The 19,605-nt window shown below is 30.3% G+C and carries 18 protein-coding genes; 1 reads left to right on the plus strand and 17 read right to left on the minus strand.

What is annotated here, in order from left to right; translation table 11 throughout:
- Window positions 1-148 precede the first annotated feature (148 nt).
- The 14 genes from Q1K37_RS00005 to lepA form a co-directional block, all read right to left on the minus strand.
- Window positions 149-562 carry a hypothetical protein gene (locus Q1K37_RS00005; RefSeq protein ID WP_300407970.1) on the minus strand — a complete coding sequence of 138 codons (414 nt, stop codon included), beginning with the start codon at window positions 560-562 and terminating at the stop codon, window positions 149-151.
- Window positions 562-1,554, minus strand: coding sequence for a flotillin-like protein FloA (floA, locus tag Q1K37_RS00010; protein WP_300407973.1), 993 nt, complete (start codon window positions 1,552-1,554; stop codon window positions 562-564). Before floA ends, Q1K37_RS00005 begins: the two co-directional genes overlap by 1 nt.
- Window positions 1,554-2,324 carry an NfeD family protein gene (locus Q1K37_RS00015; protein WP_300407975.1) on the minus strand — a complete coding sequence of 257 codons (771 nt, stop codon included), beginning with the start codon at window positions 2,322-2,324 and terminating at the stop codon, window positions 1,554-1,556. Before Q1K37_RS00015 ends, floA begins: the two co-directional genes overlap by 1 nt.
- Before the next feature lie 371 nt (window positions 2,325-2,695).
- Window positions 2,696-2,878: a 30S ribosomal protein S21 gene (gene rpsU, locus Q1K37_RS00020; RefSeq protein WP_300407978.1), complete on the minus strand. Its 183-nt coding sequence runs from the start codon at window positions 2,876-2,878 to the stop codon at window positions 2,696-2,698.
- 88 nt (window positions 2,879-2,966) lie between these two features.
- Entirely contained in the window at window positions 2,967-3,308 is a 342-nt protein-coding gene (locus Q1K37_RS00025) for a histidine triad nucleotide-binding protein (protein ID WP_300407982.1), read from the minus strand.
- Between the two features lie 15 nt (window positions 3,309-3,323).
- Window positions 3,324-4,625 carry a tRNA (N(6)-L-threonylcarbamoyladenosine(37)-C(2))-methylthiotransferase MtaB gene (gene mtaB, locus Q1K37_RS00030; RefSeq protein WP_300407985.1) on the minus strand — a complete coding sequence of 434 codons (1,302 nt, stop codon included), beginning with the start codon at window positions 4,623-4,625 and terminating at the stop codon, window positions 3,324-3,326.
- A 3-nt stretch (window positions 4,626-4,628) separates the two neighbouring features.
- Window positions 4,629-5,348 carry an RsmE family RNA methyltransferase gene (locus Q1K37_RS00035; protein ID WP_300407988.1) on the minus strand — a complete coding sequence of 240 codons (720 nt, stop codon included), beginning with the start codon at window positions 5,346-5,348 and terminating at the stop codon, window positions 4,629-4,631.
- Window positions 5,341-6,264, minus strand: coding sequence for a 50S ribosomal protein L11 methyltransferase (prmA, locus tag Q1K37_RS00040; protein ID WP_300407991.1), 924 nt, complete (start codon window positions 6,262-6,264; stop codon window positions 5,341-5,343). The genes Q1K37_RS00035 and prmA overlap by 8 nt, the downstream gene beginning before the upstream one ends.
- Complete coding sequence (dnaJ, locus tag Q1K37_RS00045; protein ID WP_300407994.1) at window positions 6,261-7,394, minus strand: molecular chaperone DnaJ; 1,134 nt, start codon at window positions 7,392-7,394, stop codon at window positions 6,261-6,263. Before dnaJ ends, prmA begins: the two co-directional genes overlap by 4 nt.
- Window positions 7,395-7,677: 283 nt before the next feature.
- The gene (gene dnaK, locus Q1K37_RS00050) at window positions 7,678-9,504 is read right to left on the minus strand and encodes a molecular chaperone DnaK (protein WP_300407996.1); all 1,827 of its coding nucleotides are present in this window, start codon (window positions 9,502-9,504) and stop codon (window positions 7,678-7,680) included.
- A gap of 14 nt (window positions 9,505-9,518) precedes the next feature.
- A complete protein-coding gene (grpE, locus tag Q1K37_RS00055; protein ID WP_300407999.1) occupies window positions 9,519-10,091 on the minus strand; it encodes a nucleotide exchange factor GrpE in 573 nt (190 codons plus the stop codon).
- Between the two features lie 15 nt (window positions 10,092-10,106).
- Window positions 10,107-11,162, minus strand: coding sequence for a heat-inducible transcriptional repressor HrcA (gene hrcA, locus Q1K37_RS00060; RefSeq protein ID WP_300408002.1), 1,056 nt, complete (start codon window positions 11,160-11,162; stop codon window positions 10,107-10,109).
- 55 nt (window positions 11,163-11,217) lie between these two features.
- On the minus strand, window positions 11,218-12,354 hold the full coding sequence (hemW, locus tag Q1K37_RS00065) for a radical SAM family heme chaperone HemW (RefSeq protein WP_300408006.1): 1,137 nt from the start codon (window positions 12,352-12,354) through the stop codon (window positions 11,218-11,220).
- A 21-nt stretch (window positions 12,355-12,375) separates the two neighbouring features.
- Window positions 12,376-14,187 (minus strand): translation elongation factor 4, encoded by a 1,812-nt coding sequence (gene lepA / locus Q1K37_RS00070; protein ID WP_300408009.1) that lies wholly within the window; start codon window positions 14,185-14,187, stop codon window positions 12,376-12,378.
- Between the two features lie 289 nt (window positions 14,188-14,476).
- Between lepA and rpsT the strand changes: the two genes are divergently transcribed.
- Window positions 14,477-14,740 (plus strand): 30S ribosomal protein S20, encoded by a 264-nt coding sequence (rpsT, locus tag Q1K37_RS00075; protein WP_300408011.1) that lies wholly within the window; start codon window positions 14,477-14,479, stop codon window positions 14,738-14,740.
- Window positions 14,741-14,830: 90 nt separating this feature from the next.
- Here rpsT and holA read toward each other — a convergent pair whose 3' ends face one another.
- From holA to eno, 3 genes are all read right to left on the minus strand, one after another.
- Window positions 14,831-15,817: a DNA polymerase III subunit delta gene (gene holA / locus Q1K37_RS00080; RefSeq protein ID WP_300408013.1), complete on the minus strand. Its 987-nt coding sequence runs from the start codon at window positions 15,815-15,817 to the stop codon at window positions 14,831-14,833.
- Window positions 15,780-18,161: a DNA internalization-related competence protein ComEC/Rec2 gene (locus Q1K37_RS00085; RefSeq protein WP_300408016.1), complete on the minus strand. Its 2,382-nt coding sequence runs from the start codon at window positions 18,159-18,161 to the stop codon at window positions 15,780-15,782. The genes holA and Q1K37_RS00085 overlap by 38 nt, the downstream gene beginning before the upstream one ends.
- A gap of 148 nt (window positions 18,162-18,309) precedes the next feature.
- The gene (gene eno, locus Q1K37_RS00090; protein ID WP_300408018.1) at window positions 18,310-19,593 is read right to left on the minus strand and encodes a phosphopyruvate hydratase; all 1,284 of its coding nucleotides are present in this window, start codon (window positions 19,591-19,593) and stop codon (window positions 18,310-18,312) included.
- Between the last annotated feature and the right edge of the window lie 12 nt (window positions 19,594-19,605).

The following is a 19,605-nucleotide window of genomic DNA, read 5'->3' on the forward strand; positions in this document are numbered from 1 at the left end:
AAAGACGAAAATCAAAAACATTGTGCAAAATTAATTTAAAGAGCAATCCTCTGTATGCAAGCTATTGTAAGGCTTACAGGAGATTTGCTCTTTTTTTGCTGTCAAATTCAGGAATTTATTATAACAAGTTTTGGTATAACTTTCAACTCTAGTATTTTCTATTGAAGATTTCAGAATAAATAAATGCATCCTTAGGATTTTTCAAGATTTTTTCACCAATAGTGAAATTTTCATTATTTCCCAGGTTTTCTGAATCTTCATCCTCAAGTAAATCACTAACCTCTTCAACTTCACCCATCCCACTATCCGAGAAAGTTTTTAAATCTTTAGTAAGAGGAGTTCTTTCTAAGGAAAGAGGATTTCTATTTTTTAATTTATTATCACTTTTTTCCTCTACCTTTACACTATCTTTAATGTTTTTATTTCCCTTATTAAATTCCTTCTTATCTTTCTTTTTAGATAAATTATAATTTTTTTTTGGTTTCTTCTTATACTCCATTTCCTTTTTTAGTCGTTGGTATATTAAAAAGCCAACGAATAACATAAATAAAAAAGAACCCATTACTTATTATCCTTATTACTATTTGAAGTATCAACACCAGAGATAGAATTTCTCATTTTTGTATCTGAGTTTATGTTTTCCATTCTATAGTAATCCATAATTCCGATATTACCTTCTTCTAATGCTTTAGCTATCGCAATTGGTATCCTAGATTCAGCTTCAACAACTTTTGAACGCATACGTTTAATCTCCGCAAGCATTTCTTGCTCTGATGCAACTGCCATGGCTCTTCTTTCTTCGGCTTTTGCTTGAGCAATTCTCTTATCCGCCTCAGCTTGGTCAGTTTGTAATTTAGCGCCTATGTTTCTACCCACATCCACATCTGCGATGTCAATTGATAAAATTTCATAGGCTGTTCCTGAATCAAGTCCTTTAGTCAACACCATCTGAGATATAGAATCAGGATTCTCTAAAACTTGAGAGTGGCTTTTTGCAGAACCAACAGTAGTAACAATTCCTTCACCTACTCTGGCAATAATGGTTTCTTCACCAGCTCCTCCAACCAACCTATCGATATTGGCCCTGACAGTTACCTTAGCTTTAGCGATTACTTCTATACCATCCATGGCTACAGCAGATATTAGTGGAGTTTCAATAACTTTTGGATTTACAGAAACCTGTACAGCTTCCAAAACATTTCTTCCCGCTAAATCTATTGCTGCTCCCCTATCAAAATCCAATGGTATTTCCGCTCTTTGTGCCGCAATTAAGGCATCAACCAAGGTATTGACATTACCTCCTGCCAAATAGTGAGCTTCTAATTGATTTGCACTTAAATGAAGGCCAGCTTTGGTTGCCTTAATAAGCGGATTTATAATTTTACTAGGTGCAACCCTTCTAAGTCTCATTCCAATCAAGGTAGAAATTTTTACCCTAACACCAGCAAAGAATGCTGTTACCCAAAGACCTACTGGTACAAAGGTGAAAAACAACGATAATACAACTACAATTATAACAATTATCAGTATAAATGTTACGCTTCCTGAACCCATTATATTTCCTCCTTAACAATAATTTTAAAACCTTCTATTTTATAAACCTTTACTGGTTTATTAGCACTAATAAAATCACCTTCTGTAATTGCATCATATACTTCATCTTCTATAGAAATTTTTCCAGAAGGCCTTAACATCGTTAAAGTGACTCCCGACTTTCCTAATAATCTTTTTTTATCGCTACTGCTATGGGACTTTATTTCGTCTCCTAGTACTATTCTATTGAACAGAGCGCTTCTAAAACCCATTTTAAATATGATTACAAAGACAATTAATCCAATAAGTGTTGCTAAACTTACAGTTATTAAACTTATAGTAGAATTCTCCATAGAATTGAAAAGAGCATAGAATACAAAACCAAATCCTAAAACTCCTGCAACTCCAAAACCCGGAATAAAAATTTCAAAAGTCAAAAGTATAGCACCGATAATAAATAAAACTAATTCTAAAACATTAGTATAACCTGCTGCGAAATTTCCAAAGAAAAATAAGACTAATGCTAGAATTGAAAAAGTAATTCCAACACCTTTTAGGGAAAAGAATAATTCAAATATAATCAGCAAAGTTGCTAAAATTAATAATAGACCTGATACATAGGGATTAGATAAAAAGGCTATTAAATCATTTGTAAAATTACCTTTTAATAATACCCTTGAATCTCCAAATTGTGAAATACTTGCTGCATAGGAAACACCTGGCAAAGCAACTAAAAAAGTAAATATAACTGTTAATATTAATGTTGTTACATTCGATACACGCTTTTTCATAAAAACCTCCTATTTATTTTTACCCTATACAAAAATATACAAACGTTAAAATAAAAAAACTTACATTAAATTACAATTAGATGTTTAAAACAATAACAACAATATATGTATTTAGCGCTTAATATCCCCTATTCATAAAATCGATTTAAGGACTTAATTTAATAGATTAAAAAAGCTTTCTAAATTTATATTTAAAAATAGGGAATCCCATAAAATTAATGTGTATAATCATATTCTAATTGAAATTACATTTTTAATCAATGTTTGTCCAGACTTGGATAAGGGCCAATTTATAAATAAAGATAAACATGGAATTTTATATTTGGTAATATTAAAAAAATACCCAGAAAATCTGGGTATTTAAGGTAATATTAACCTCTTCTTATTTTTTTTCTTTTAGCTGCTTCTGATTTCTTTTTCTTCTTTACGCTAGGTTTTTCATAATGTTCTCTTTTTCTATATTCAGACAAAACTCCAGATCTAGCACATTGTCTTTTAAATCTTTTTAAAGCACTTTCTAAAGATTCATTTTCACCAACTTTAATTTCTGGCATAGGTTTCCCCTCCCCTCTTTTATAAAGAGTGCTCATATTGAGCAGAACACTTTAATATTATAGCTTATGAATTATTATATTGCAACATTTAGCCTGGAGGCCATTGCAACGTTCTTCCTGCAAGTACATGAAAATGGATATGATGAACAGATTGACCACCGTCTTTACCAATATTATTGACAATTCTATAACCTTGTTCAGCAAATCCCTTTTCCTTTGCTAATTTATTGATGACTGTGAAAATATGTCCAACTATATCCTTGTTATTATCATCGATATCATTAGCCGATTCAATATGCACCTTGGGAATGACTAAAAAGTGTACAGGAGATTGAGGATGTAAATCATTAAAAGCTATTACTGAATCATCTTCATATATAATCTCTGACTCAATTTCTTTATTTGCTATTTTACAAAAAATACAATCCATGATTTCACCTCCTATTTATACAATTATACCAAAAACTTCCCCATTTTGTACATTTTTAAACTCAACTTTTTCAATATGATTGATTAAATCTTGAGTTTCTGGCACATTTACTCTTGTATAATTAGTTGCATAACCAGCTACAAACCCAGGATGATCAGATTTTGATTCAAAAAGCACTTCAAAAGTTTTACCTAATTGGTTCATTTTTTCCGCGTTTGAGACCTCTTCGCATACTTCGAATAACTTATTGCTTCTTTCTTTTTTTATAGTTCCAGGCACTTGATTTTTCATTCTTGCAGCAACGGTACCTTCTCTTGGAGAATATTTAAAAATATGAACTTTAGAAAATCCAATTTTTCTAACAAAATCTACAGTTTGAGCAAAATCTTCATCTGTTTCTCCTGGGAAACCCACAATTATATCCGTTGTGATACCAGCCGTAGGAAAATAATCTTTTATGAGTTTAACTTTATTTTCATATTCTTCAACAGAATATTTTCTATTCATGGCTTGTAATATCTTATTAGATCCATTTTGTAGAGAAAGATGGAAATGATCACAAAACTTATTTGTTGCCTTAACTCTTTGTAAAAACTCTTCAGTAATAAGTCTTGGTTCTACAGAACTTAGGCGTATTCTTTGTAAATTTTTAATTTTACTTATTTCTTCTATAACGTCAACCAAACTTAAATGAGATTTGAAATCTTTACCGTAGGAAGCCACGTGAATTCCAGTTAATACTATTTCTTTATAGCCACTATTTACAAGTCTCAAAGCTTCTTCTTTTATGGATTTGAGTTCACGTGATCTAACAGGTCCTCTAGCAAAAGGTATAATACAATATGAACAATACTGGTTACACCCTTCTTGAATTTTTATATAGGCTCTTGTCATTTCGGATTGATTTGAGATATTTAAATCTTCAAAGTCTTTGTCATTTTTTATATCGTCAACCCTATTAACCAAAATCTTTTCTTCCATGGCTTTCTCACAAGCATCCACAATTTGAGATTTATTATTTGTCCCCAGTACGACATTAACACCTTCAATGTCTGCAACTTCTTCAGGTTTAACTTGTACATAACAACCGACCATAGCTATAATAGCTTTCGGATTTAACTTTTTAACTTTTGAGATGGCCTGCCTAGATTTTCTATCGCTTAAGTTTGTTACGGTACAGGTGTTGATTACAAAAACATCACTTTTATCTCCTTGAGAAACAACTTCATAATTTCTGTTTGAAAATAGTTCCATCATAGCTTCTGTTTCGTATTGATTAACCTTGCATCCTAAAGTTAAAAAACTTACTTTTTTCATAATTTACCTTTCTAATTCATATCCTATTATTGACAATAGATTTAAAGATGCCGTTTCAGTTCTCAAAATCCTTTTACCCAGTGATATTGAGTAAAACCCCTGGTTGCCCAAAGAACTAACCTCCTTTTGAGAAAATCCACCTTCCGGACCAATCACTATATCAATTTCTCTAATATCTTTTTTATCTCTTAACAAATTTTTTAAAGGTTTTTCAGAGGCTTCAAAAGCCAACAATCCTAAACCCATTTCCGACTTTTTAATTTGATCAAAACTTATAGGTAGATGTAATTTTGGGATATGATTTCTTTTAGACTGCATGGCTGCAGCTTTTATAATCTTTTCATATCTTACTTGTTTTTTTGAATATGATTTTTCTTTATATTTTACAATAGTTCTTTCAGATTCAAAAGGTATAATTTCATCAACACCAAGTTCCACAGCCTTTTGAATAATATATTCAAACTTGTCCCCCTTAGGAAGGCCCTGAAACATTCTAATAGTTGTTAATTTTTCCTTTAGTACTTCTTTTGACATAATCTTAATGATTAAATCTTCTTTTGTAATTTCTGAAACCTCTCCAAAATATAAAACATCTCCACAAACCAGCTCTAAATTTTCACCTAAATTTAGCCGTAAAACATTTTTAGCATGGTGAAAATCCTCACCATATAAAAAAATTTCGTTGTCCTTTAAGTTTGAATCATCTATAAAAAATCTATACATTCTTTCTTCCTAATATTCCTGTCCATTCGCCTTTATCAATATCTAAAACTATTTGAAAATCATTTTTTATAAGTTCTTTCATAACCATGTCCTTTTTCTCTAAGATTATTCCAGAAACAAGTAAATAACCATTATTTTTCAGTTTTTCAACAGCTTGAGGTATCAATTCAATTATTACATCGGGTAAAATATTTGCGATTATTAAATCATATTTCTCAGAAGTAGAACTTAGCAAATCTCCACTTAACACCTTAATTTTATCATTACAATTGTTTATATCAACATTTTCTTTAGCAGTTTTTACAGATTGGGAATCAATATCTATGGCCAAAATAGAATCAGCCCCAAGTTTTGCACTGGCAATTGCTAAAATACCAGACCCAGTACCTACGTCACATACTTTTTTATTTTGTAAATCTAATTTTTCTAACATACTTAGGCAAATGGAAGTAGTTTCATGACTTCCTGTTCCAAATGCCATACCTGGATCAATATTCAAAATTAATTTATTTGAAATATTATCATAATCTTCCCAACTAGGAACTATTACAAATTTATCGCCAACTTCAAAGGGTTTAAAAAATTTTTTCCATTCAATAGACCAATCATATTCTTCGCAGTTTTGTCTATATATTAATTCAATATCTTTTGAGATCTTTAAAAGATCATTTTTCAAGTTTTTTACACCTTCCTGGTTTTCGGTATTTTCCTCTAATAATGTCTTAATGTAGAGTTTATTTTGACCAATTTTTAAATCATTATCTATTTCAACCCAGTAAGGTTTCGTATTTTCAACTTCATCAACAGTTCTGTCATCAACGACTTCGAAAGTGAAGATATTATAGTCATAAAGAGTGCTATAAATTAAATCTTCATATTGATAGGGAGATATAATTGTGATTTCTATCCATTTCATACTTCAAATTTCTCCTTAATCTTTTCAAAAATGGTCTTTTTATCTTTTTTATTAGGGCTTAATTCTTCATTGGATTTTTCTGCAAACTCTTTTAAAATCTCTCTTTGCTCATCGTTTAAATTCTTTGGGGTTATTACTTTAACTTCAAAGTATAAATCACCTTTATTTCCTGGACTAGTATTTAATTTTTGAATCCCCTCTCCTTTAATTTTAAAAACCGTTCCAGTTTGAGTAGATTCAGGAATTTCATATTCCATAACATCATCCAATAGAGGAATTTTTAAAGTGTCTCCTAAAGCTGCTTGAGAAAAGGAGATTGGCATCTGGAAGTATAAATCATAGCCTTGTCTTTTAAAAAAGTCATGTTCTTTTACTTTCATTACAATATAAAGATCTCCTGATGGGCCTCCGTTTTCACCAGAATTACCTTCATTTCTTAAATTAATAACAGAATTGTCATCTACCCCTGCAGGAATATTTATATTTATAGTTTTATTTCTAACTATTTTTTTCTTTCCATGACATTTTGGACACTTCTCCTCGATTATTTCACCAGTACCGTGACATTCATCACAAACAGAAGTTCTAATAAAGGATCCAAAAGGAGATTGTTGTGAATATCTTACTTCACCTGTACCATGACATTTTGAACAAACTTTTTTTTCTGTTCCCTTTTTTGCCCCTGTTCCATTACATTCAGTACAATTTTCTGTTCTTCTAAAAGTAATGTCCTTTTTTACGCCAAATGCAGCCTCTTCAAACTCTAAATTTACTACAGTTTGAAGATCTTCTCCCTTTTGAGGATAATTTCTTCTCTTAGAAGATGAAAATCCACCACCAAAAACATCTCCAAAAATATCCCCAAACAAATCTGAAAGATCAAAGTTAATATCACCAAAGCCACCACTACCATTGAATGCTGACTCTCCATACATATCATATTTTCTTCTATTTTCATCATTTGATAAAATTGCATATGCCTCATTTATCTCTTGTAACTTTTCTTTAGCTTCTTCATTGTCAGGATTTAAGTCAGGATGATATTTTTTTGCAAGTTTCCTATATTTTTTCTTTAATTCATCCTTTGTAAAGTCTTTATCTACACCTAAAACCTCATAAGGGTTTTTCATATATTTTTCCCTCCATAAAATCAAGCACCCAAAATTTTGAGTGCTTAATTGTTCAAATAATAAATCTCATTTTTTCAAATGAGATTTATTTACTCCAAATTTTCCTTAATATCTTATCATAGATTGATGAAAAACAAAAATTTGTTTAGGAATTTTCCCATATTTTTTCCAATTTATACAACAACATACTAAGTTCTCAAGGAGTTATTTTAAACTTATATCAAAATTGAAAATTCATTGATTTTTAAGAAAAGGACAGAGTTGTGAACTCAGTCCTATAATATTAGTTATTTTCTTCTTCATCATCCACAACTTCATAGTCCGCATCTACTACATCGTCATTAGATTCATTATTTGAATTTGCTTGTTCCCCTTGGTTTTGAGCATATAGCTTTTCGGACATTTTATAAAGTTCTTGAGTTAAATTATCTGTTTTGGATTTTATATCTTCTGCATTGTCTGAAGTCAATACATCTTTTAAGTCTTTTATCTTACTTTCAATTGATGATTTTTCATCGGAACTTACTTTGTCACCTAAATCTTTAATGGTTTTTTCAGTTTGATAAATTACAGATTCCGCATTGTTTTTGCTTTCGATTAATTCCTTTTTCTTTTTATCTTCTTCAGCAAATTTTGCAGCATCGTCAACCTTTTGCTTAATTTCTTCATCACTCAATTTAGTAGATGAAGAAATAGTCATCTTTTGTTCCTTTCCAGATCCTAAATCTTTTGCAGTTACATTTACAATACCATTTGCATCTATATCAAATGTTACTTCTATTTGAGGTACTCCCCTTGGAGCAGCCGGAATGTCCGCTAGAGTAAACTTACCTAAAAGTGTATTGTCCGCTGCCATTTCCCTTTCACCTTGTAAAACAACAACTTCAACATTTGTTTGACCATCTGCAGCAGTTGTAAACACTTGACTTTTCTTAGTAGGAATTGTTGTGTTTCTCTCAATAAGTCTAGTAGTTACCCCACCAAGAGTTTCAATTCCTAGAGATAAAGGAGTAACGTCAAGAAGTAGTAAATCTTTTACTTCTCCACTTAAGACCCCACCTTGAATTGCAGCGCCCATAGCTACACATTCATCAGGATTCATATCCTTTTGAGGTTCCTTTCCAATAAGTTTTTTTACAGACTCTTGTACAGCAGGAATTCTTGTAGAACCACCTACTAATAAAACAGATTCAATATCAGAAGAAGAAAGCCCTGCATCCTTTAATGCAGCTTTAACTGGCTCTACAGTTTTTTCCACTAGATGTGAAGTCAATTCTTCAAACTTAGATCTGCTTAAGTCCATATTTAAATGAGCTGGAACTCCATTAATAGCTGTAATGAACGGTAAATTGATATTAGTCTTTAAAGTAGAAGACAATTCTTTTTTTGCCTTTTCAGCAGCGTCTTTTAATCTTTGTAGAGAAGTAGGATCTTGTCTTAAGTCAATTCCATTTTCTTTTTTAAACTCTTCTGCTAAATAGTCAATTATAACATTGTCAAAGTCGTCTCCACCTAATTTATTATTTCCTCTAGTGGCAAGTACTTCAAAAACTCCATCTCCAACTTCTAGAATAGATACATCAAATGTACCACCACCAAGGTCATATACCATTATTTTATGTTGATCATGATCCTTATCTAGACCATAAGCTAAGGCTGCTGCTGTAGGTTCATTTATAATTCTTTTTACATTTAATCCAGCAATCTTTCCTGCATCCTTAGTTGCTTGTCTTTGACTATCAGTAAAATATGCAGGAACAGTTATAACTGCTTCAGTAATTTTTTCTCCCAAATAATTTTCTGCATCAGTTTTTAATTTTTGTAAAATCATAGCTGAAATATCTTCAGGAGTTAAATCCTTGCCATCTATATTTACATTATAGTCTGAACCCATATGAGTTTTTATTGAGGAAATAGTTCTATTTGGATTTGTTATAGCTTGTCTTTTAGCTGTTTCTCCAACTAATCTTTCCCCATCCTTAGTAAAAGCAACTACTGAAGGAGTAGTTCTATTACCTTCAACATTAGTAATGATACTTGCTGTTCCACCTTCCATTACAGCAACAGCTGAATTTGTTGTACCTAAGTCAATACCAATAATTTTTCCCATTTTATTCCTCCTAATTATTCACTAACTTTTACCATACTTGGTCTAATAACTTTTCCATTGAGGACATAGCCTTTTTGGAAAGTCTCAATTATATTTCCAGATTCAATTTCATCATTCGGTTCCATCAATATTGCTTGATGGAAATTATGGTCAAAGGGCTTACCCGTTGACTCAATCTCTTCCAGTCCTTCCTTCTTTAATATTTCAATAAAATTACTTATTATAATACTGATTCCTTCAGAGAACTCAGAATCCTTTGGTAAGTGTTCAAAGGCTCTTTCCAAATCATCTAGAACTGGAAGTAATTTCATAATCAATCCTTCATTAGCTAGCTTTATTGATAAAGCTTTTTCCTTGTTTATCCTATTTTTGTAGTTTATAAAATCTGCTTGAAGGAGTGCTAAAGAATTGTTTAAACTTGATATTTCTTCATTTAATGATTTTACCTTTTCATCCTCATCAACTTTTAAATCATCGTTATCAGAAGAAATATTTTCAACCTCATCTTCTACTTTTTCATCGTCTTTTTCTATATCATTTTCTAGTTCCTTTTCATTGTTTTTTATACTTTCATCTTTTGATTCCATTAAATCCCTCCTAAGCTATAAACCAACTAATTTCCAAGATATGTTATACAAACTTGAAATTATTTTTTTATAATCAGACCTTAAAGGAGATAAAACTCCAATTTTGATTTTATAAGAATTATCCAATATCAATTCAGTTACTATTAAACTATTATCTTTTAATTCTTTAAAACCAATTTCTTCTCCAATAAAAGCATTAATATGAGAAGATAACTCTCTATCTAAAATCCTCTTAATATTTTCCCTATTGTCAACAAAGTTTAAGAAGGATTTGATATCCTCTAAATTTTCATATTCCGGCATATCTAATATATTAGTTAGGCCAGTAATTTTAGTTTTAATTTTAGAGAGCCTATCGTACTCCGATTTTATTAAATAGAGAAAAGATTGAATCATATCTTTGTTGATTTCCAACCCGTTTAATTCTTGAAGTTCTATAAGATCTTTTTTATAACTGTAACCTAAGTCCAATATCCTATTTATTAAGAAATTCATCTTTTTTAGTTCTGACTCATTTATATCAAATTTCAAAGTAAAAACTTTACTTGAAACCTCTAAATTATCAAGAATAGATACAATTACATAAGTGTCCTTACTAATATTCAAGACTTCAATTTTCTTTATCCTCGGTTGATAAAATCTTTCTAAAGATGACACAATTACAGATTTAGTAGTCTCAGAAAGGATATCGCAGGCTAAGTTTAAAGCACTTTCACCTTTAATACTAGGATTTTCGTTTCTAACAGTTAAAGAAGTGCTCTCTACATTAGATTTTTGTTTATTAAACAAACCCAATATATTATCCACATAGTACTTATAAGCAAGCTTCGATGGAATTCTTCCAGAAGAAGTATGAGCCTTTTCTAAAAGCCCCAACTCCTCCAAGTCACTCATCTCATTCCTTATAGTGGCTGCAGAAACTCCTAGTTTAGAATTTTTGGAAACAGTTCTCGATCCTACAGGAAGAGAACTTTTCAAATATTCATCTATAATAAATTCCAATATCACTTTTTTTCTATCTTCAATATTAGAATAAGGCATTAAATAACAAATCCTTTCTTTAGTTAGCACTCACTAACCTCAAGTGCTAATACAATCATAAAACAAAACAGATCTTTTGTCAACATTAAATCAAAAGATCTGTAAAAAACTTATTCGAAATATTAAATCCTTTTTCAGTAAAGGCAATCGAATCTGCATTTATTTTTAGGAATCCTCTTTTTTCATAATCTTTAATCAGATTTCCATTCTTTTTGTAAATATCATATCCAAATTCCTCTAATAGTTCTTTAGTGGAAACTCCAGACACCAACCTCATATTCATTATGATTTTTTCAAAGATTTTATCTAACTCATTTAGCTTCTCAATGTTTTTAATTGGAAGCCTATTTTCGTCTAAGATCTTGATATAATCCTTATAATTATCGGTATTATTATAGCGAACACCTTTAAAATATCCAGCCGCTCCTAGTCCAAAAGCTAAATACTCTTTATTTTTCCAATATTTAAGATTATGCTTAGATTTAAAACCAATTTTAGAAAAATTAGAAATCTCATATTGAAAAAATCCACTTTCTTTTAATTTTGTAATTACCTTATGATATATCTCTCTATTTTCGGATTCCGATGGAATGTTTAGGTTCCCTTTTTTATATTCATAATGAAATCTAGTATTTTCCTCTATAATTAGATCGTAGTATGAAATATGTTGAATATTCAACTTATCGATAAGCTCCATGTCAAATATTACATCATCAAGTTTTTGATTCGGCAGACCCATAATAAAATCTAAACTGATATTTGAAAACCCCAAATCCTGTAACAATAAAATTTTTTGATAGGCTTCTCTTCCACTATGCGTTCTTCCAATACTTTTAAGTAGTCTGTCTTTAAAGGTTTGTACACCCAATGATATTCTATTGATTCCACATGATAGATATGTTAAATATTTTTCCGGATTGATAAATTCAGGATTTCCTTCTATTGTATATTCTATTACTGGAGATATGTTAAACTTTGACCTTAATAAACCGTCTAGTTCTACTATTTTTTTAGAAGGTACATAATTTGGAGTTCCTCCTCCCAAGTAAATTGTATCAATTTCATAACCGTCCAAATTCTCGGAAAAAAGTTCTATTTCTTTAAAAAGATGACAAAAATATTCGTCGAATCTTTTTTCTTGATATGGTAAAGTAGGAAAATCACAGTACAAACACTTGGAAGAACAGAAAGGGATATGAATATATAATCCAAGCTTTTTCATTAATCCCCCTTTAAATTATTATTACTTTTCTTCATCATATTTTAATACTGCTAAAAATGCATTTTGAGGAACTTCTACCGCTCCAATTTGACGCATTTTCTTTTTACCTTCTTTTTGCTTTTCCAATAATTTTCTCTTTCTGGAAATATCTCCACCATAACATTTTGCTAAAACGTCTTTTCTAAGGGCCTTTACAGTTTCTCTTGCTATAATTTTAGAACCTATAGACGCCTGAATTGGAACAGCAAATTGATGTCTTGGGATTTCATCTTTTAGTCTTTCAACAATATTTCTCGCTCTATCATAAGCTTTCTCACTATGCACTATCAAAGAAAAGGCATCTACCAATTCACCATTGATTAAAATATCTAATTTTTCTAAATCGGACTCTTGATATCCTTTAAATTCATAATCCAAGGATGCATAACCCCTAGTTTTGGATTTTAAAGCGTCAAAAAAGTCATAGATAACCTCATTTAATGGCATAATATAATTTATATTTACCCTCTTCTCATCTAAGTACTCCATATTGATGAAGGTTCCTCTTTTGTTTTGACAAATTTCCATTATTGGACCAACATAGTCAGTAGGAGCCATTATATTTGCATCTACTATGGGTTCCTCCATATATTCAATTTCAGATGGATCAGGCAAGTTTGATGGATTTTGAATAGAAATCATTTCTCCATTTTTCTTTTTTACATTATAGATTACAGAAGGAGCAGTAGCTATGATATTTAAATCAAATTCTCTATCTAGTCTTTCTTGAATTATTTCCATATGAAGTAGTCCTAGAAAACCACATCTAAATCCAAATCCTAGAGCTTGGGAAGTCTCTGGTTCAAAGACTAGGGACGCGTCGTTGACTTGTAATTTCTCTAATGCTTCTCTTATAGAATTATATTCTTCTCCCTCGGCCGGATAGATTCCGCAATACACCATAGGAGTAACCTTCTTATATCCAGGTAGTGGAATTTTTGTAGGATTATCTAAAGAGGTTATTGTGTCCCCAACTTGAGAATCTCTTACATTCTTTATTGATGCGACTACAAAACCAACATCTCCTGCACGAAGAGATTTAGTACTAACGGGACTTCCAGTACTATAACCCACTTCAGTAACTTCAAAGGTTTTTCCTGTAGACATCATTTTTATTTCCATTCCAGGTTCAATAAATCCGTCAAAAACTCTAACATATGATACAACTCCCTTATATGAATCATAGTAGGAATCAAATATTAAAGCTTTTAAAGGCTCATCGTCGTTACCTGTAGGTGCAGGAACATTATTTACTATATCTTCTAAAACCTTGTCGATATTTGTTCCAGCCTTTGCTGAAATCAATGGAATATTTTCAGTATCTAAGCCTATTATTTCCTCTATTTCTTTTTTTGCAAATTCAATATCCGCTGAAGGCAAGTCTATTTTATTTATTACTGGTAGTATTTCCAAATCTTGATCTAAAGCAAGATATACATTTGCCAATGTTTGTGCTTCCACCCCTTGGCTTGCATCAACTATAAGAACTGCACCTTCACATGCAGCTAAACTTCTTGAAACTTCATAGGTGAAATCCACATGTCCCGGTGTATCAATAAGATTTAAAATATATTCTTCTCCGTCTTCTGCCTTATATTTTAGTTTGATAGCTTTTAATTTAATAGTAATTCCTCTTTCCCTTTCAAGATCCATGCTATCTAAAACCTGTTCTTCCATTTCACGGCGAGAAAGGGTTCCAGTATTTTCTATTAACCTATCAGCCAAAGTTGACTTACCATGGTCAATATGTGCTATAATGCAAAAATTTCTAATATTAGATTTTTTTATGTTCATTTAATACTCCATTCTAATAAGTAAATTTTAAGTAAACCTATCTCAAATTAATAGGATGAAAGTAAATAAGGATTGCTAAACAACAGTAATTAAAACTTTATATTAATAAGTAGACCAACCTACCGAAGGTTCTCGTTGACTTTTATTAGCTCTTTATTTATTTTAAAGTAGGATTTAATATCAAAAATTTATTGCAATCCTTGAAATCAGTAACATTATATCATAAATTTTCTTGATTTTTGCCCATTGCTATATTATAATAACAATGTTATGTTCAGGAGGTGAAACAATGGCAAATATTAAATCAGCTATTAAGAGAATCGGCGTTACTCAAAGACAAACACTTGAAAACAAGGTAAAAAAGTCAGAAATTAAAACTTATACAAAAAAATTCGAAGAAGCTGTCTCTTCAGAAAAATTTGATGAAGCAAAGGAATTGTTAAAATTAATTGATAAAAAATTAAAAAAGGCAACTTCTAAAAATATTATACACAAAAACACAGCTTCTAGACATTTAAGTAGATTAGCAAAAAAGTTAAACATTTCTAAATAGTAGATTAAGGCTCAAGAGATAATGGTTTCATTATCTCTTATTGATTTCCCTGTCGAGCACTCTGTCTTTGAGTGCTTGATTTAATCTATTCTAATTACAAAGATTGATTATATAGTATTGTAGTTGTATTTTCGGTTTAATGGATTGACTTTTTAAACTAACCTCTAGGTCATAAGAATCGTGTAAAGCCTCTTTAAGATTATTATAGGTCCATGTATTAATATGTTTTTCAATTTTTTTTACTTCAAAGTTTGAAAGGGAATATTTTTTAGAAATTTGAAAACTATTCATCCCTCGTCTCCTTGCCTCTTTTACTATTAATATGTTTCGTATAGTTCGAACTATCATATAAAAAATCTTAAAAGGATCTTCATTGTCCTTAATCAATTTTATAAACACTTCCAAGGATTTGTTTATAGACTTTTCCAAAATACTGTCAGTCAAATTAAAAATATTGTAAGTATTCATCTTAGTTAAGGTGGAGATTAAATCTTTTGACTTAGAATTTTTATTTAAATTTTTTATCTTATCCAACTCATTATTTAAATCGTATAGAGTTATATTTAACTCTTTTATAAGATATCCACTATTCTCAACGATAAAATTGATTGCCCTAGGGTTATCTTTTATGGAAATATTTAAATATTTACAAATATATGAAGAAAGCTCAGGCTTGTTTAATTTATTAAAAGTATAAACTTCTGCAATTTTAATTAATTGTTTATAAAACTTGCCTTTAAAGGGCTTGTCATTAAAAGAGGTTAACAATACGTAAGTAGAATCTGGAATATTTTTTAAAACATCAATTAAATCTTCAAATTTTGTTTTAAACTTTGAAATAGAAGCCTTATCTAATAGGACGTCATCTAAAATTACGATTTTATTTTCACTCATCAAAGGCAAAGTTTGAACGCTATTATTGAATTCTTCAACATCTAGATGATTGAAATCAAATCTTGACACATTAAAATCGGAATAAGATCCATTAACGATTTTATTTCTAATTTCTTTAGCTTTTTCCTCTATAAGAAAATTTTCATTACCTTGTAAAACAATTACATTCTTGATAAGTACCACCTCCTATTTTGAAAATATACCAAAAATAAAATATAGATAATCCATAAAGCCCAAGTAAAACCAATCCGTAATTAGAAAAAAATATATTTCTCACATATTGAGTAGAATTATATGCCACAAAATAATCATCATAAAAATCCACATAGCCATTGCCCTTTGTATCTGTTCTTAGAACATTGATTCCGTTATTTTCAAGATAATCAATTATTTTTGGATCTGGATGATTATATGAATTATATTCTCCAACGGAAATTAAACTAACCATAGGCTTAACTTTATCAATAAAAGTTTCTGTTGATGAGTATTTTGACCCATGATGTGAGATTTTTAAAATCTGGGATGCTATATCATCTTCTAAAATTTTCTTTTCTATCTCACTGCTAATATCCCCTGTAAAGAGTAAATTATGTTTGCCAATTCCAACTTTTAGTACTAAAGAATTATCATTTTCTTCTTCCTTGTCCTGGGAGTTTAAAACCCTTATAGACAAGCTATCATATACAAGCTTATCATCTTTGTGTAATTCTTCCAAGTTAATAGGTCCTTTAACATATTCATTTTTCAAAGTTTCATAGCTTTTTACGTGGGAATATAATTTAGTATTTGGAAATTTAAATAGTATGTATTTTAAATTTCCAATATGATCTTGATCAAGATGAGATAGAAAGATCCCATCTAGAGCCTTAACTTTATTGTAATTCAAATTATCAATAATCACTTTGGAATTATCACCTTCTCCTACTTTACCTCCAGTATCTATTAAAAAGGATTTTTCATTATATTTCAGTAAAAAACAATCACCTTGACCGATGTCTAGCATCACTAGTTGTGCTTTCGGTTTAAAAACAGGTATTATGAAAGTTAAAGTAACAATGGTTAGCAAATAAAAAATTAAGCCTTTATTATAATCTTTTATGATTTTATAGATGTGTTCTTTGTAATACACCAATAACATAAGGATTAGGATTATTGAAAAATATATCAAGATATCCATTAAAGTGAAGGTAATTTTAAAACTATTAAATCCTTTAGATGGTGACAATCCTAAAATCACATATTCTGAGAAGCTATAAATCCCCTCAATCGAATTTTTAATTACCAATCCCAAAATCGGAACAAAACCTAAAAGTAAAAACACTATAAACAAATATGTAACCGCTGTAAGAATAGGGATTACAAATAGGTTCCCTAAGAAAATAAAAGGTGAGACCTCTTTAAAATAATAACTTTGAAGCGGAAATATCATAATACTTACTGATAGTATAATCCAAATCCTATTAATCAAACTAGAATCTTTTTCTTTATTATTCTTAAGTACCGGATAAAGCAATTCCATCCCTAAAACTGCAAGGAAGGACAGTTGAAATCCCAAATCAAAAATACTACTTGGAAATAACACCAGTATTATTAAAGCAGATACAGAAATGGTCTTCTTGTTATCTTCTGGCTTATAAAGTAGATAGGCTAAAACCTCAATAGCTAAAAATAAAAAAGCTCTTAGGGATGAATAGGGAAAGTCAATTAATAGACAATAAAAGCCTACAAATAATACTCCTAAAATCTTCCTAGTACTCATAGATATTCCTATAAATTCAAGTATAGAGACCAAAAAGGAATAAATTATCATTATATGAAAACCACTAATTGCTAAAATATGAGAAATACCAAGATTTCTATAATCCTCTTTTATATTTTCATATATAATATTTCGTCCTGTGAAAGTTGAGTATAAAAATCTAGCAGTGTTTTCTTTAAAATCGCTAGTTTTATCCTTTATAAATTCATCAAATTTTCTTTGTAAATTCAAAATAGTTGACTCATTTCTTCCTACAATAGACAATGAATCGACATATGAGTAACTTGTAAGGTCCTTGGCCAATAGATAATTATAAAAATTAAAACCTCCGGGAATTTTTTTATTTTTTGGAATAAAAATCTTATTCTTAAATTTCACAATATCCCCAATTTTAGGTTCTAATTCACCAAAGAAATAGCAATAGATATTCGGACCTTTGCTTTCGTTATCCAAAACCGTATCTTTTATATATAGAATAGTATACTCTTCTTTAGGTAATATTCTAGATACCGTTCCACTAACATAAAAAAATTTATTATCCTGGCTATAATCAATTTGTGAATGAATATTTGTATATCTGTAAATCACGAGGATTCCAAGTACTATTCCTAGAGATAAAAATATATATCTGGATTTTAAAAATAAAAAAGCGAATAAAAACACAAAAAATAAAGGTATTAAAACCCCTAGATCCAATTGAAAAAAATAATTTACAAAAATTAAAAATAGAACTATCATCAAAATTATAATTGAGTTGTATTTTTTCATATTCGACTCCATCAATTTTTATCATCTCAATTATAATATAAAAATCAGATTTTACATAACAGCAAACAATTTCATATAATTTAAGGGTTTACAGGTCTAATATTTTTCAATAAAAAAAGTGCCAGATTGACTCCGGCACTCAAACATTTTATTTAATATTGTAGAAAGCATTTTTTCCTTCAAATATAGCTTCATCTTCTAAATAATCCTCTATTCTAAGAAGTTGATTGTATTTAGCTATTCTGTCGGTTCTAGAAGCTGAACCAGTCTTAATTTGACCACTATTTACAGCTACAGCTAAATCTGCAATTGTACTATCTTCTGTCTCTCCAGATCTATGGGATATAACACAAGTAAAACCATGTCTTTTTGCAAGTTCTATAGCATCTAGGGTTTCAGTGATTGTACCAATTTGATTCAATTTTATTAGTATTGAATTTGAAACTCCCATATCAATACCCTTTCGTAACCTTTCTACATTGGTAACGAATAGATCATCCCCAACTAGTTGAATCCTATTTCCTAACTTTTCAGTTAACTTAACCCATCCATCCCAGTCATCTTCAGCAAGTCCATCTTCAATGGATATTATTGGGTATTTTTCAACTAATTTTTCATAATATTCTATCAATTCTTCTGTTGTTCTAACTATACCTTCACCTTTGAAATTGTATTTACCATCTTCATACATTTCTGTTGAAGCTACATCTAAAGCCAATAAAACATCTTCGCCTGGTTTATATCCTGCTTTTTCAATAGCAGTAACTATCGTTTGTAAAGCTTCTTCATTGGAGGCTAAATTAGGAGCAAAACCACCTTCATCGCCTACAGCAGTATTTAGGCCCTTATCCTTAAGAACTTTCTTTAAAGAGTGAAATACTTCAGCTCCCATTCTCAAGGCCTCTTTGAAGGTTTCTGCACCAGCAGGCATTACCATAAATTCTTGAATGTCTACATTATTGTCAGCGTGCTCTCCACCGTTGAGTATATTCATCATAGGTAATGGAAGAACCTTTGAGTTTACTCCACCCAAATATTCATATAGGTGCAATCCCATCTCATCAGCAGCTGCCTTTGCAACTGCAATTGATACTCCTAAAATTGCATTAGCACCTAATTTTCCTTTATTTTCAGTACCGTCTAGTTCAATCATTAAATTGTCAATTCGAACTTGTTCTAATACTTCCTCGCCTATAATTTCTTCTGCAATGACTTGATTTACATTGTCAACAGCTGTTAAAACACCTTTACCTAGATATCTTGACTCATCATTATCACGAAGTTCTACAGCTTCATGGGCTCCAGTAGATGCACCAGATGGAACTATTGCTCTTCCTATCCCGCCTGCTTCCGTCACAACTTCCACTTCCACTGTAGGATTTCCTCTAGAATCTAAGACTTCTCTTGCGTATATATCTATTATTCTACTCATTATTACCTCCAA

Origin of the sequence: Lagierella sp., from assembly GCF_029983815.1 — a bacterium.
Lineage (GTDB): Bacteria > Bacillota > Clostridia > Tissierellales > Peptoniphilaceae > Mediannikoviicoccus.